This is a genomic window from Opitutus sp. ER46 (assembly GCF_003054705.1).
Lineage (GTDB): Bacteria > Verrucomicrobiota > Verrucomicrobiia > Opitutales > Opitutaceae > ER46.
Window position 1 is genome coordinate 27,688 of sequence record NZ_QAYX01000022.1, and the last position, 14,518, is coordinate 42,205.

Sequence of the window (14,518 nt, forward strand, 5' to 3'; positions counted from 1 at the left end):
GGACTCAGCGGGCCGGCGACGGATGCAGCAGCCGGCTCGTCAGCTCGACGACGCTCGGCAGCAGCCGCTCGGCAACCTCGGGCGCGATGCCCTCGTTGCGCAACACGGCTTCGTCGAGTTCGGAGGTGAAGCCGTCCTCGCCGACGCCGGTGCCGAGGCAGAGCGCCAAGTGTTTGGCGGCGTGCACGATCGCGACCAGCGGCCGGTGTTGCGGGGAGGCCGCGCCCGGGCGTGGGTAGAAGCCGACGACGTCGACGAGCGATTCCGGAAAGTCCCAGCTCCGCACCAGGCCGGCGGCGACCTGCGTGTGATCGAAGCCGAAAATCTGCAGCTCCGCGACGCGCCACGGGCACTGTTCGCGGGCCTGGTAATCGCGGACGCAGCTGAAGTACTCGCCGCAGGTGTACGCGAGCGCCAGCTTGCCGACGTCGTGCAGGAGGCCGGCGGTGTAGGCGATCTCGGCGTCGACCGTGCCGTAGTGCCGGGCGAGGAGATCGGCGGCGACGGCGGTGGCGAGCGAGTGCGCGTAAAGGTCGCCCGGTTGCCAGCCGTAGCCCTTGACCTCATGGGTCAGCCAGCGCGCGGCGATCTTCGTCGTGGCGAGCCGGTAGATCTCGCGGTAGCCGAGGCGCACGATGGCGTCGGTCAGCGAATCGCAGGGCATGGCCGCGTTGAGGAAGGCGGAGTTGGCGAGGCGCAGAGTTCCCGCGGCGAGCGCGGCGTCGACCTTGATGAGCGCCTCGACCTGGCCCGCGGCCGAGTCGGGATCGGCGAGCTGCTCCATCAGCTTCGGCAAGAGCCAGGGGGCGGAGGGGAGATCAGCGGCCCGGCGAACGACTTCTTCCAGCGATACGCTTTGGTGATTGCTCATACCCATTCGTGCTGTCGGGCCGGCAGGCGCAGGAGCACGCGGCCGGTGTCGAGATAGAGTTCAATGGAGCGGTTGACCTGACCGGCGACGTCCCAGCCCGAGACGCGCAGGTTGTGGCGCAGGACGAGCTGTTTCATCATTTCGATGTTTTGGCGGCCGATGCTGAAGTACTCGCTGGAATCCAGGATCTGCGCGCCACCGAAGATCTTGAACTCGAGCCGCCGCGGCTCGGCGCCAGCGGCGCGCATGGCCGCAAGCAGCGCGGGCACGCCGAGGTCGAGGTACATGGGCGGATGGGGATTCGGCGAGTGGTGCTTGTTCGAATCCGGCAGCATCGCATGCAGCAGCCCGCCCGTGCGCGTGATCGCGTCGTAGGCGGTGATGCCGAGGCACGAGCCCAACCCGAGCGTCGAGATCACACCACTCGGTGCATTGGAGCAGCGCAAGTCCGCCACCCCGACAAAGAAGAGGTGATTGTGCGGTGGTCGATTCGTGCGCGTAGGCGGTTGGAGCGGTGCCCCCATCAGAGGTTCATAGAACCCTCTGTCCTTCGGACGCGGCGCCCGGATCTTGAGGCAGCGGAGAGGGCTAGCGTGTTTTTGACCGACTGCTGCGGCGACCTTGGGGGAAAGCCCTCAAGCGGCGTGCACCTGACGGCCCGCGCGGCCGGGGGCGGCGCGCTCCAATGCCAGAAGTTGGCGCTTGATGTCCTCGCCGAAAGCAAAGCCGGTGAGAGAGCCGTCGGCGCCGACGACGCGATGACACGGAATCACGAGGCAAAGCGGATTCGTGGCGTTGGCGCGTCCCACGGCGCGGGCGGAGGTGCCGAGGGCGCGCGCGAGTCCGCCGTAGCTGCGCGTCTCGCCGGGCGGGATGCGCAAAAGCTCGCGCCAAACCTGCTGCTGGAACAGCGAACCGAGCGGCCGCAGCGACAGGTCGAAGTCGCGGCGCTTGCCGGCAAAATAGGCCTGCACCTGCTCGCGGACTTCGGCAACGGTGGCGCTGTGGGGAGCCGCGACGAAAGCGTCGTCCCGCACTTCGGCCGGCAAGCGGCGGCGCAGGGCAGCCGCGTTGCCGAAGGCGGTGGCGACGAGGCGGCCGGAATCGTCGTGGGCGGCGGAGAAGTCGCCGACGGGCGTCGCGAACGTGAGATGGAAAACGGTCATGGGATGGGTTGGTTGAGCTGCCACAGATGGGCCGTGGCGAGGCTGCGGTACGGCGAGAAGACGGCCATCAGGCGACGCGTCGCGTCGACGTCGGGACGTTCGGAAAGTTGCAGGAGTGACTGCAGTGAGGAGGTGACGCCGGTGTCGCCCAGCGGCACGCAGTCGGCGAAACCGAGGGCGCGCATCATGAGGTAGTTCACGGACCAGGGGCCGAGTCCGCGCACCGCCAGGAGCGTCCGCTCCGCGCGGGTCGCGGACATGGCGCGCAGGGCGTCGAGATTGAGCCGGCCATCCGCAATGAGCTGCGAGGTGGCGATCAGGTATTCGGCTTTCGAGGACGAAAACTGGAGGGGAGCCAGGTCGGCGGGCACCAGCGCCGCGACGGCGTCGGGCGTGGGCGGGGCGATCAGGCCGTCGCCGACCGGCTCGCCGCAGCGCTCGATGAGCCGGCGCTTGAGGACGCATGCGAAGCCGAAGTTGATCTGCTGGCCGATGATCGACCAGAGGAGGCCATCGAAGATGGACGGCGTCAGGCTGATGCGCATCCCGGGACGACCCGCCACGAGGCGGGCGAGCCCCAGCTTGCGCACGAGCCGGACAAAACCCTCGGCGTCCTGATCGAGGCCAAGGAGGCCGGTGACGATCGCGTGGGCCTCGAGGGCGGAGCCGGTGGAGACCTCGGCGCGCACGGTGGCGGGCGCGAGTTCCAGCTTCAGGAGGGCAGGGCCGGTCGCGAGCCGGATGGCGGCGGTGTAGGTGTCGCCGGCGAGCCGTTCGCAGACGCTGGCGGTGTCGCGGCTGAGGGCGCGGCGCAGGTAGCCGAGCGCGTAGTCGGCCGGCAGCGCGACGGTGAACGGGCCGCCGTCGCGGAGCGCGCGATACGCGGTCGGCGTGAGGCCAGTGGTGCGGCGGAAGTGCTCGTGGAAGGCGGAGGTGGACTCGAAGCCGGAGGCTTCGGCGACGGCGAGCAGACCGTCGTCCGTCTCGATGAGGAGCTGCCGGGCGCGGGCGAGCCGCGCGCGGAACAGGACGTCGGCCGGGCTGGCGTGGAGATGTTGGCGGAACAGTTCGAAGAGTCGGGTGGAGCCAAAGCCGGAGCGGCGCACGATGGCGCGCACGTCGGCGAAGGCGGCGGGCTGGGCGGCGATCTCGGCGGCGAGTGTCTCGACGTCCTGCAGCACGGGATCGGCGCCGCGGGCGAAGTCGTCGGGATGGCACTTGCGGCAGGCGCGGAGGCCGGCGGCGCGGGCGGCCTCGCAGGTGGGGAAGAAGCGGACGTTTTCGCGGCGCGGCTTGCGGGCCTTGCAGGAAGGCAGGCAGTAGATGCCGGTGGTGAGCACGCCGGTGAAAAAGTGCCCGTTGCAGGTCGGGTCGCTGGCGAGCATGCGCTCGTACATGCGTTGGTGGGAAAGGCGCATCGCGGAAGATCCTTACGTTCGCGGGCGACCCGCGGCGTGGCAAATGCCGGAATGAATACGGACGAACATGCCGCGAAGGTAGCAGCCGGCGGGCCGGCGCGCGTCCGGATAATTCCGGTGCAATTCAGGACGCGGGCGCGGGCGACGCGGCGGGCGGTTCGGCCGCGCTGGCGTCGTCGGTTTCGCGCGGGCGGGGCGGCTCCAGGCCGATGCCGGCGGCTTCGACGGCGGCGACGGCTTCGGCGAGGGAGCCGAGGAGCGGGTCGTTGCGGCTGGTGTGCAGGCGGGCCTGCAACTCCACGGCCGACGTGCGATGCCGCCAGATCGCGACAGCGATCGGCAGCGTCGCGAACCCGGCGCGGAGGCGGCGGTAAACCTGCCGGGCGGCGCTGACAGTGGAGGGCGGCAGGCCGGAAATGATGACCAGCTTCACGCGCTGGCGTTCGATGACCTCGAGCGTTTCCCGCAGGCCGCTGCCGGCGGGCTGGACGGCGCACGCGGCACCGCGGCGGCGGAGGAGATGGCTGAGCATGAGGCCCACGACCTCGTCGGCCTCGTCGCGGGCGGGGACGACGAGGATGGCGGGTGGGGCGGGCAGCGGTTGCGGCGCGGCCGCGGCGGCCGGCGGAGCGGTGTTCGGATCAGAGTCGGGGGCGAGTTCGCGGTCGGCGGCTTCGTCCTCACGGGCGAGTTCGTCGATCAACTCGCGGCTCGCCTCGAAAATGAAGCGCTGCCTCATCTCGGTGAGGGCGCCGCGGTGTCGATCCTCCTCGGCGAGCAGGAGCGCGGGAATGAATACCTCGTCGTAGAATGCCTCGAGCGGCTTCGTCTCCAGGTGCTTCTGGGCGACGTCGAGCATGTCGTCGGACTCCATCGAGAGCATGCGTTGGTAGAGCTGCGCGGGGGGCTCGAGGACCGGGTCGCTGCCCAGGAGCATGCGCAGGAAGTTCAGCCCGGGGACGTACTTGCCGAGGACGAGCAGCAGGACCGTGAGCGGCGTGGAGAGCACGAGTCCAGCGGGACCCCAGAGCCAGGTCCAGAAGACGGCGGCGACGAGAAGAGCGAGGTTGGAGATGCCGGTGCTCGCGCCGTAGAGGACCACCTCGATGACGTTGTTGCTGATGAGCTCCATCACGATGAAGAGCCCCAGCACGTACATGACCTTGGTCCAGCCCGGGTCGACGACGACGGCGAGGAGGATGGGGAAGGAGGCGGCGATCCACGGGCCGAGGAACGGAATGAACCGGAGGAGCGTGGCGAGGATGCCCCAGAGCAGGGCGTTGGGGATGCCGATGAAGTAGAGCCCGATGCCGACAGGGATGCCGTAGGTGGCGTTGACCACGAGTTGCATGCCCAGGTAGCGCGAGACGCGGGTGGCGGCGTCGTCGAGCGCCTGGGTGGCGACGTTGAGCTGGCCGGCGCTGACGAACTTGATCACGCGGTCGCGCAGGTCTTCGCGCTGGAAGAGCATAAAGACGACGAACACGACGACCATACCGGCGACGCCGAGCGGGCGCAGGATGGGCATGGCCACGTCGCGTGCGAGCTGCAGGGCGGAGACCTCGGCGGCTTTAACCTGGACCGGGACGGGCTTGGGCTCGTCGTCGGGCCGGGGCGGCGGCTCGGCCCGCTCGGGCTTGGCGCGGAGGTCGCGCTGCAGGTTGCCGAACATGTCGGCGATGCGGGAGAGAAAGGCCGGGCTGTGTGGCTGCTTCAGGCCGGCGATCTTCTGGCGGAGTGTGGCCTCGTGGTCGGGCAATTGGCGCACGACGCCGATGGCCTGCACGCTGACGACCCAGCCGATGCCGCCCAGGACGGCAAAGGCGAACGAGACGGTGACGATGATGGCGGCCGGTTTCGGCAGGCCCCAGCGGCCGAGGCGAACGACGAGCGGCGAGAGCAGAAACGCGAGCAACGCGGCGAACGCGATCGGGATGAGCACGTCCTGGGCGAACCGCATGATCGCCACGACGAGGGTGACGATCGCCAGGCGGATGAACCAGGTGAAGGCCTCGTTGTTCTCTCCGATCGGCGCCGCCACGCTAGACGTAGCCGAGGAGGACGAGGATGAGGACGATCACGAGCACGAGCCCGAGACCGCCGCTGGGGTAGTAGCCCCAGGAGCGACTGTGCGGCCAGCGCGGGAGTGCGCCGATGAGGAGGATCAGCAGCACGAGGAGCAGGAGGGTTCCGATGGGCATGGCGGGGATTGGACACCGCGATCGTGCCGCGGGCTCCCGCCTGCCGCCATGGGGTGCGCGCCCGATGTGGCGCCCGGCGTCCAGATCAGCGCGGGGCGGGCGCACCCGCCGGTGAGCCCGACTCGGGCTGCTGCAGTTGCCGCAGCGCCGCGGCATAAGCCTCGGCGGTGTGCAAGGCGTGCGCGGGAATCGGATACTCGGCGTCGAAAACATGCAGCGCCGTGGCGCGCTCGATCGTGACGGGTGACTCGTCGATGGCGCCGTCGGGACCCTGGACCGCGGCGAGATTGAGCCCGAGACGCTCAGCGAGGAAGCGGGCGGCGGCCGCGCGTTTCGACGGGCCGTAGTCGTGGCCCTCGCGCGGCAGGTGGACGTTGGCGACCGCGTTTTCGGCACCGTAGCGGGCGTAGATGGCCCGCAGGAACGGGAACTCGCTCTCGGGCACGTGTCGTGTCCAGTCGGCACCGTCGGACACGACGAGCATGGGGCGGGGCGCGGCGAGCGCGGCGATCATGGCGTTGCTGGCGAAATGGTCGGCGCTGCGGTGGATGGGGAGTCCGCTCTCGCACGGGCAGCCACCGAAGAAGTAGCTCGAGACCATGACGACCGGCACGCTGACCGCGATGCGTGGGTCGAGCGCGGTGAGGAGGAAGGCCTGCGTGCCGCCGCCGGATTCGCCACTCACGGCGATGCGGGCCGGATCGACCTCGGGCAGCGACTGCAGGAAATCGACCGCGCGCATCGCGTTCCAAAGATGGATGGTGAGCGCGGTGGGCTGACGGTGGGCGGCCTGGCCGACGAGCTGGATGGAGTCACCGCAGCCGAACATGTCGATGGCGAGCACGGTGGCGCCCATGCGGGCGAGCGTGGCGGCGCGCGCCTGGACGCCCGGCGAGAAGCGCGCGTGGTGGTCGTAGTCGGAAGGCTGCGTGATCTTCCCCGTGTGGCCGTGGGTGGCGAGGACGGCGGGCGTGCGACCGGTGGGGTGGAGCGGGCGGTAGAGGTTGCCGGTGACGAAATAGCCGGGAACGGATTCGAACGCGACGTTCTCGACCGAGTAGCCCTGGTGGGTGCGGCGCGCGCGAAGGACGGCGTTGAGCGGGGTGCGGCGCGGCCAAGGGGCGAGGCCGGCGCCCTCCTGGATGCGTTGGCGGACGTGTGCCGCGTAGGCATCCCAGGCTGCGCGGTCGGGAAAGCGGGCGAGGGCGGCGTCGAGGATGGCCTGGCCCTGTTCCGGTTTCAGGTATCCCCCGGGGCACAACGCCGGGCCGGAGGTGGGCGCGGGCGGCAGGATGTCGGACGGTACCCAGGCGACGTTGCGCGCGGCGGAGGCCGTGACGCTGGCCGCAGCGGACGCGCCGACGGCGACGGTCGCGGGAAGGGCAAGTACGAAGGGAAGCAGGGCGACAAAGGCGTATAGTCTCATGGGCGACGCAGCGCGGCGTGATTGGGGTAATGGCAAGACGGCGCGGGACAGGGGAGGTTGCCGGACGGGTGGCGCAAACACCAGTTGCGAAGCGGGGGCTGGGTCTGCTTCACTGGCTCTTTTCCGGAATCCTCAACCTCCCTTTTTCACTATGGCCTCCATCTACGAACAACTCCGGGCAGACATCGTCACCGCCATGAAGGCGCGCGACACCGTGGCGACGACGGCGCTGCGGACGGCGGACGCGGCAATCAAGCGCGCCTCGCTGGACGCGAACAAGGACATCGACGACGCGATGACGATCGCGACGCTGCGCAAGGCGGTGAAGAACCTGACCGATGCGAAGGTGGAGTTCGCCAAGGGCGGACGCGAGGACCTGGTGGCGGCGAACGACGCCGAGATCCGGTTGCTCGAAAAGTACCTGCCGAAGGGCCTCGACGCGGTGAAAGTCGAGGCGCTGGTGGCGGAAGCGATCAAAGAGACGGGGGCGCAATCGAAGAAGGAAATGGGCAAGGTGATCGGCGCGCTGAAGAAGCACCCCGACGCCGCGCTGCTCGACTTCGGCCAGGTGAGCAAGCTGGTCCAGGCGAAGCTGCCGTAGCGCGCGGCGCGCGATGCGCGCCTGCGCTAATGGAGAATGCAGAATGAAGAATGTTGAATGGGACGTGGCGAGTTCGGCTGCCTTCGGCCGACTTCTAGCCAAGCGTTCAAGATTCTGATTCAGATGCCGCATGCCGCGCGGTCCGCGCGCTGGTTGGCATTCTACATTCCTCATTCTCAATTCTGCATTAGCGCCGCATCGGCGGCGCGTAGGTCGCCCCTTCGCAAGAAATGGCCATTTCCGGTCAAGATGTGGTGAGCCGGGGGCGGCAGGGGCGCGTAGAGTCGCGGCGGTAACTTACTTTCTATGGCCAACCTCAGCGATCGTCTTCCCAACAACATTCCGGGGCAGTACTACGTGGACTCCTCGTGCATCGACTGCGACCAGTGCCGGGCCCAGGCGCCCGAGTTCTTCGCGCGCGACGACAACGGTTTTTCGTACGTCATCCGTCAGCCGGCCACGGCTGAGGAAGTGACGCTCATCGAGGAAGTCGTCGCCAGCTGCGCCACGGCCTCGATCGGCAACGACGGCGCCTGAGCCGACGTTTGATTCAACTTTGGTCGCGCCGACCGTAACGGCGCAGGCAGCGCCAGTCCCCTCCGGACTGGCGCTTCTTTTTGGCCCAGGAGGTCTATCGTGGAAGGCAAAGTGGCGTGGCGACTCGATCGGGAGGAAGAGGGCCCCGGCAGTGACGGTTGGCAGTCGATCGGCGCCCGGGGCGTTCGATGCAAACGTCGGCGGCCGAACTGAGATAACTAGCCAGATCTGGCTAGTTACGCCCCGATAACTAGCCAATTCTGGCTAGTTATCTCGGCTCACGACGCCGGGCTTGGCGGGCGTGGCGAGCCGCCGAGCCCAGCGATGACCTGCTGGATCCAGCCTCGAACGCGCTTCGTGTCCGCGGCGGCCCACGCTTCCAGAAGCGGCCGCCAGGAGTCGGTCGCCTCCTGAGCCACGAGGTCGATCAGCTGGCGAACGGTGTCCAGGTTGCGTTGCGGCATCGCCGAGTGGACAAACGGCAGATCGAGACGGGCACCGGTCGCGACCGCCGCGACTTGCCGCCGCACGATCGCGAGCCATTCCTCGGCTACATACCGCTCGGCGCGCTCGAGTCCCCGGCGCGTGTAGCAGAGCAGCGGAAACCCATCGGACGATCGCTCGAGCGCGAGAATGCCAGTCGCGATGAGGTCGTCCACGCGCGCCAGAACCTCCGCCTCGGGGTGCCCGGCAAAGAAGCCATATCCCGTGGTCTGCTCGACGCCGAATTGGAGTGCCCGCTTCGCACGGCTTCCGCGCAGAGCCATGACGAGGGTGGTGCGTCCCGCCCGGCCGACGAGGACGTCGACCACGCTGAGGATCGCCCGTTGCTCGCGATCACTGATCTCCGGCATGCCGGGCATCCAAGCCAAACGCGGTCCGAACTCAACCGCGGTATGTGCGGGCGAAACACCAGCTCGAAGAAGGTGGGGACGACGACGGTGGGTTTGGAGTTTCTGTATGACGCGCGTCGGTCTCGGACCGTGCAATTGGAGTATGATCAAACGAGCGCTACCCACGAGCCGAGCCACTATGTGCGCAAGCGGCTCTATGCGGTCGGCCCTGCGCTGGAGGTGAACTATGACAATACCGCCGCGAATGGCGCGCCCACGGCGTGGCATATGAACCTGGTACGGGTTTACGTTCCAGGGCCGGAAGGCGTGATCGGCACACGGGAACTGACACCGGATACGTCGGCAGAGAAGGCGCTAGTTTATCACTACGACCACCTGGGGTCGATTGAGGCGATCACGCCGTTTGGGTCGACGGATGGGAGCCTGGCGGCGGATGGCGGCGGGAAGGCGGGGCGGTTCAGCGAGGATGCCTGGGGGCAGCGGCGCAATCCGCTGACCTGGAGCGGCGCGCCGACGACGACCGACAACGGCGGCGCCGACAGCCTGTCCCCGCGCGGCTTCACCGGCCACGAAATGCTCGACGACCTCGGCCTCATTCACATGAACGGGCGAATCTACGATCCCTTGCTGGGGCGGATGTTGAGTGCGGATATTATTATCCAGGCGCCGCTGAATCTGCAGAGCTACAATCGGTATAGCTACGTGATGAACAACCCGCTGACGCTGGTTGATCCGTCCGGGTTTTCGTGGGCCGACAACCTGAAGAACGCCATTAAGGAGGCCGGCCAGTTGATGGCCAATCTGCTCACCTCAAATCGAGTGAAGGAGGACCACGGAGTGCCTACTGTATCCGAGGAGCAGCAAGGCAACCGGGAACTCCTGAAGGGTGCGTTGGCAGAGCAGGGCAAACATCTTGAAAAGGCAGCTGAAATAACAAACACGGTCGTAAAATCCACACCAGTGCTTGGGCAGGTCGTTACGGCAACGGAAGCCGTGACCGGGAAGAATCCACTGGACGTTACGGGTAACACCAAGGCAAGCCGTGTAGAAGCAAGCACCGAACTACTTGCTAGCATAGTTGTAGGAGCAGCTGCCAACAAACTCGCGCCGAGCCTCACAAGGGGTGGTGGAGAGATTGCAGCGGCATTGAAGCCTGGGGTTGAAAATGTAGCACCTGGTATGGAGAAGGCCGCGTCGCAAATATTGCGTACACCCATTCAACAACTGCAAAGTAAGTTCAAGCACGCTGCCGATTTTGGCCTCTCGGGAGACTTCAGCTTGACGCAGGCAGCAAAATTCCGATCAGTGATTAACCAACATATCAACTCACCGTCTGTTCAGGCGATACAAGGTACCTATCGTAAGATGCCAGCTGTCCATTACTTGGATGGTAAGACACGCCTGAATGTAATCTCTACGCCGTCGGGTGAGTTCTGGACTGGGTGGAGGCTTTCTGATCAACAATTCAGGCATGTCTCGACCACTGGGAATCTTGGAGGAGGGTAAGATGAAGAAAATACATAAGGATTGTATTAAAAAGTATATCGAACTCATTGGTCAGTATGATTCCGGGGATATTGACGCCTCGGCGTTTGAGGTTTTGTACATTAGAAAATTCAAGCGTGAGAGCATTGATTTACCTAAGGATGTGTTTGAGGAACTTGATCGGCTATTTGGCGATGTAGATGCGTATTCACCAGATGATCGCGATCGCGTTATTGGTAGCATTGATGAAGGTGCGCTGCGGATGAGTGCAAAACGGACGCTATCTGCCTTGCGGCTCGTGTGCGGTATAACCTAATATGTTTCGATTAAATCATAATTACATGTCAGAATGTATAAATAGTCGGAGATTCCTGAAAAGTTTCCGCGATGGCGCGATGATCGCGCTGCTCTGGGGAGAGCCGAGGGGGACAGACACGCAAATGGATTGACTAGGAGGTAAAAAACAATTGTCGGTAGCGCATGCGGCGCGCACGGATCAAAGTGAACTCGGAGCGGGAGCCGGGCGTGTACCACTTGATCAGCCGGACGGTGAACGGGGAGTGGATGTTTGGCACGACGGCCAAGGAGATCCTGCGGCGGCAGATGTGGCAGGTGGCAGACTTCGCCGGGGTTGAGATCCTCACCTACGCCATCATGTCGAATCACTTCCATCTGCTGGTGCGGGTGCCGCAGCGACCGGAGCTCTCGGACGCGGAACTGCTGCGGCGCTACGCGGTGCTTTATCCGAAACCGACCAAGTACCAAGTTGCGCGGCTGGAGGTGATCCAGGCTGGGCTGGCGGCGAACACCCCCGCCGCGCAAGCGTGGCGCGAGCGGCAGCGGGCGTTGATGTACGATGTATCTCAGTACATGAAGCTGCTGAAGGAGCGTTTCTCGATCTGGTACAACGCCCGACATCGGCGGTTTGGACCCGTGTGGGCGGATCGGTTCAAGAGTCAGTTGCTCGAGGGCAAAGAGCGGGTCGTCCAGACGGTGGCGGCGTACATCGATCTGAACTGCGTCCGGTCCGGAATCTCGAAGGATCCGAAGGACTACCGGTTCTGCGGGTATGCCGAGGCGGTGAGCGGTCATGTCCCCGCGCGCCAAGGCCTGCAGTCGGTGGTGGGTGGAAACTGGGAGCAGGCGCAGTGCAGTTATCGGCTGCTGCTGTTCACGAGCGGCGGCGCGCCGCGCGAGGGCAAGGCATCGCTCCCCGCCGAACAGGTGCGGGCCGCGGTGGAGGCCGGCGGGAAACTGAGCCTGCCCGACGTGCTCCGCTGCCGGATCCGGTATTTCAGCGAGGGGCTCGTCCTGGGTGGGCGGGAATTCGTCGACGGGCACGTCGCCGCGTACCGGACGAAGCACAGCCTGACCCACCGCGTGAAGCGTCATGACCTGCCGGACCCCGGCTGGGGTGAAATCGCCGGCTTGCGACCGCTTCGCGGAGCCTTGTTGAGCTGACCGACCTTGCGGGCGAACGCGGCGGGGTGCTGCGCACGGGGCGGAGCTGCCCTTCGGCGTTCGGCATGGGGGCAATGTCGGACCCGCGGCGCCGATGAGAACGCCGACGAGCGCGCCGAGAGCTCTCGGCTGAGGCTGAAGCCCTTTAATGTCGGCCAATCCCCGAAATCGGTGGACCACGGGCGATCCCTGCGCAGTTTCATGTGGCGAACATGTCCGTCCCCTTTAGTTAGTCTTGTGGCGAACATGTCCGTCCCCTTTAGTTAGTCTTACGATACCAAAGGCCGGTCGTGGATCGACCTGACGACGATTGATGGAAAGTGGTTCTACAACTACTTGAAGTATGACGCGTATAGCCGGGTCCAGGAACGGCGCCAATATTGGCGGCCAACGGGAGTGAACGCGCAGACATCGACCAATTGGCAGGACTTCGGCGTCAGCTATGAGTACGACGACGAGAGTTACCTGCTCTCGGTTAAGGACACCACGAGCGAAGCGAGGGAGTGGTGGAAGGCGGATCTTCAGGAGGGCTATGACTATCGGGACCGGCCGGTGCTGGTGCAAAAGGGCAGCGGATACTGGACGAAACGGACCTACCGGGACACGGACGGGGTGCTGACGGGGATTGCGACCGGCAAGAATGCCGGCGACTCGGAGTTGCAGAGGTTGAACTTCAAATACGACGGGCTCGGCAATCTGCGGGAGCGCGGCAACCCATTGGCTGGACCGGTCGGCGTAACCGAGGCGCTTGGGTATGATGTCCTCAATCGGCTGACGAGCAGCGCCCAAGGGACCATATCCTATTTCGAGAATGGGAATATCAAACGTAAGCCAAACACGAGTGGGGCCAGCCCGACGGTTGATTTCGGGTATGATGTCGTGCACCCACATGCCGTAACCGACGCGTGGGGCTATAGCATGGGGTACGATGCCGGCGGTAATCTGAACGCCCGCTCGAATTCGGCGACCGGCGAAAGCTGGAACTTCCGCTACACGGGATTTGATAAGCCGAGGTGGATGACGAAGAAGGTGGGGACGACGACGGTGGGTTCGGAGTTTCTGTATGACGCGCGTCGGTCCCGGACCGTGCAATTGGAGTATGATCAAACGAGCGCTACCAACGAGCCGAGCCACTATGTGCGCAAGCGGCTCTATGCGGTCGGCCCTGCGCTGGAGGTGAACTATGACAATACCGCCGCGAATGGCGCGCCCGCGGCGTGGCATATGAACCAGGTACGGGTTTACGTTCCAGGACCGGAAGGCGTGATCGGTACTCGGGAGCTGACGCCGGATACGTCGGCGGAGAAGGCGCTCGTTTATCACTACGACCACCTGGGGTCGATTGAGGCGATCACGCCGTTTGGGTCGACGGATGGGAGCCTGGCGGCGGATGGCGGCGGGAAGGCAGGGCGGTTCAGCGAGGATGCCTGGGGGCAGCGGCGCAATCCGTTGACCTGGAGCGGCGCGCCGACGACGACCGACAACGGCGGCGCCGACAGCCTGTCCCCGCGCGGCTTCACCGGCCACGAGATGCTCGACGACCTCGGCCTCGTTCACATGAACGGGCGGATCTATGATCCGGTGCTGGGCAGATTCTTTTCAGCGGACAGCTTCGTGCAGTTCCCAGGAAACCTTCAGAGCTATAACCGGTACTCGTATGTCCAAAACAACCCGCTAAGCCTCTACGACCCGACCGGGTTCCTTATCAGTTCAGCCGCCGTCGCTGCGAACAGTGCGCGGATGGCGGCGGTGATCAGCCAGGCTGACAGCCCGGCACCTGGGCCAGCCGACATAGCTGGTGCAGTCGTGTTCACCGGCGGGATGTTGATCGCTGATGTCATCAGCATTGTCGAGATCCGCGAAGCGAAGCAACATGAGGAGAGGACCTCGCGCGAATTGAAGGAGACTCAGGAACGGATTCGGCTTGCTCCGACCGTTCCCAATCCCGCGGAAAAGAAGCCACTTATTGCGACACCGGCCGAGGTGCGGATCGACGAAGGGGCGATTCAAAGCAATGGTCAGGGGGACCGGGTTAAGACGAATCAATCACCGACGCAAGAGACCAAGCAGGATGCACCAAAGCAGGACACTCAATCTAGGACGGACGAGGTAAAAAAGACCGACCGAGGTGGCCAGAAAGACCAGAAAGAGGCTGCATCCGACAAAGCGAAAGGCATTCCAGGAAAAGATTTGCCCGGCAAAGGCGAGAGCTGGGTAAAGCTGAAGGGTAATCAGGGATGGAGAGACGCTGACGGTAATACGTGGAAAAAGGACCAGCTTCACAAAGATCACTGGGACGTTTCTGATCGTAAGGAAAACAAGATCCGAGAAGTAGACTACAAGGGCAATGAGCTGTGGCCGAATGGCCCGAAGAACAAAAACAAATGAACGAAAAGAATTTCGCCTATGAACGGTTGCGGAGTGATTTGCTTTGGCCCGCGGTCGACAAGGCAATCAAGAACCTCGTCGCGAATGGTGACCTAATTGAGCAGACGGAC

The 14,518-nt window shown here is 65.0% G+C and carries 14 protein-coding genes; 6 read left to right on the forward strand and 8 right to left on the reverse strand.

Going from position 1 to position 14,518, the window contains the following annotated elements:
• Nucleotides 1–4: 4 nt before the first annotated feature.
• From DB354_RS10600 to DB354_RS10630, 7 genes are all read right to left on the reverse strand, one after another.
• Nucleotides 5–871: an HDOD domain-containing protein gene (locus DB354_RS10600; RefSeq protein WP_158277480.1), complete on the reverse strand. Its 867-nt coding sequence runs from the start codon at nucleotides 869–871 to the stop codon at nucleotides 5–7.
• Nucleotides 868–1,290, reverse strand: coding sequence for a chemotaxis protein CheD (locus DB354_RS10605; protein ID WP_158277481.1), 423 nt, complete (start codon nucleotides 1,288–1,290; stop codon nucleotides 868–870). Before DB354_RS10605 ends, DB354_RS10600 begins: the two co-directional genes overlap by 4 nt.
• Nucleotides 1,291–1,506: 216 nt before the next feature.
• On the reverse strand, nucleotides 1,507–2,037 hold the full coding sequence (locus DB354_RS10610) for a methylated-DNA--[protein]-cysteine S-methyltransferase (protein ID WP_107835606.1): 531 nt from the start codon (nucleotides 2,035–2,037) through the stop codon (nucleotides 1,507–1,509).
• Complete coding sequence (locus DB354_RS10615) at nucleotides 2,034–3,455, reverse strand: Ada metal-binding domain-containing protein (RefSeq protein ID WP_107835607.1); 1,422 nt, start codon at nucleotides 3,453–3,455, stop codon at nucleotides 2,034–2,036. Before DB354_RS10615 ends, DB354_RS10610 begins: the two co-directional genes overlap by 4 nt.
• 124 nt (nucleotides 3,456–3,579) lie before the next feature.
• Nucleotides 3,580–5,496, reverse strand: a complete 1,917-nt coding sequence (locus tag DB354_RS10620; RefSeq protein ID WP_107835608.1) for an AI-2E family transporter — start codon at nucleotides 5,494–5,496, stop codon at nucleotides 3,580–3,582.
• Nucleotide 5,497: 1 nt separating this feature from the next.
• Nucleotides 5,498–5,656 (reverse strand): DUF3309 family protein, encoded by a 159-nt coding sequence (locus DB354_RS10625; protein WP_107835609.1) that lies wholly within the window; start codon nucleotides 5,654–5,656, stop codon nucleotides 5,498–5,500.
• Between the two features lie 85 nt (nucleotides 5,657–5,741).
• The gene (locus DB354_RS10630) at nucleotides 5,742–7,082 is read right to left on the reverse strand and encodes an acetylxylan esterase (protein WP_107835610.1); all 1,341 of its coding nucleotides are present in this window, start codon (nucleotides 7,080–7,082) and stop codon (nucleotides 5,742–5,744) included.
• Nucleotides 7,083–7,233: 151 nt separating this feature from the next.
• On the opposite strand from DB354_RS10630, the gene DB354_RS10635 reads away from it, so the two are divergent.
• On the forward strand, nucleotides 7,234–7,683 hold the full coding sequence (locus DB354_RS10635; RefSeq protein WP_107835611.1) for a GatB/YqeY domain-containing protein: 450 nt from the start codon (nucleotides 7,234–7,236) through the stop codon (nucleotides 7,681–7,683).
• A gap of 306 nt (nucleotides 7,684–7,989) precedes the next feature.
• The gene (locus tag DB354_RS10640) at nucleotides 7,990–8,220 is read left to right on the forward strand and encodes a ferredoxin (RefSeq protein WP_107835612.1); all 231 of its coding nucleotides are present in this window, start codon (nucleotides 7,990–7,992) and stop codon (nucleotides 8,218–8,220) included.
• Between the two features lie 278 nt (nucleotides 8,221–8,498).
• Here DB354_RS10640 and DB354_RS10645 read toward each other — a convergent pair whose 3' ends face one another.
• The gene (locus DB354_RS10645; protein WP_158277482.1) at nucleotides 8,499–9,074 is read right to left on the reverse strand and encodes an RQC domain-containing protein; all 576 of its coding nucleotides are present in this window, start codon (nucleotides 9,072–9,074) and stop codon (nucleotides 8,499–8,501) included.
• Here DB354_RS10645 and DB354_RS22315 point away from each other — a divergent pair.
• The 4 genes from DB354_RS22315 (at nucleotide 9,048) to DB354_RS10665 (ending at nucleotide 14,408) form a co-directional block, all read left to right on the forward strand.
• Entirely contained in the window at nucleotides 9,048–10,580 is a 1,533-nt protein-coding gene (locus DB354_RS22315) for a colicin D domain-containing protein (protein ID WP_158277483.1), read from the forward strand. The genes DB354_RS10645 and DB354_RS22315 overlap by 27 nt on opposite strands.
• 1 nt (nucleotide 10,581) lies before the next feature.
• The gene (locus tag DB354_RS10655; protein WP_158277484.1) at nucleotides 10,582–10,875 is read left to right on the forward strand and encodes a colicin immunity domain-containing protein; all 294 of its coding nucleotides are present in this window, start codon (nucleotides 10,582–10,584) and stop codon (nucleotides 10,873–10,875) included.
• A gap of 164 nt (nucleotides 10,876–11,039) precedes the next feature.
• Nucleotides 11,040–12,020, forward strand: a complete 981-nt coding sequence (locus tag DB354_RS10660) for a transposase (protein ID WP_107835615.1) — start codon at nucleotides 11,040–11,042, stop codon at nucleotides 12,018–12,020.
• A 396-nt stretch (nucleotides 12,021–12,416) separates the two neighbouring features.
• On the forward strand, nucleotides 12,417–14,408 hold the full coding sequence (locus DB354_RS10665) for an RHS repeat-associated core domain-containing protein (protein WP_107835616.1): 1,992 nt from the start codon (nucleotides 12,417–12,419) through the stop codon (nucleotides 14,406–14,408).
• Nucleotides 14,409–14,518: the final 110 nt, after the last annotated feature.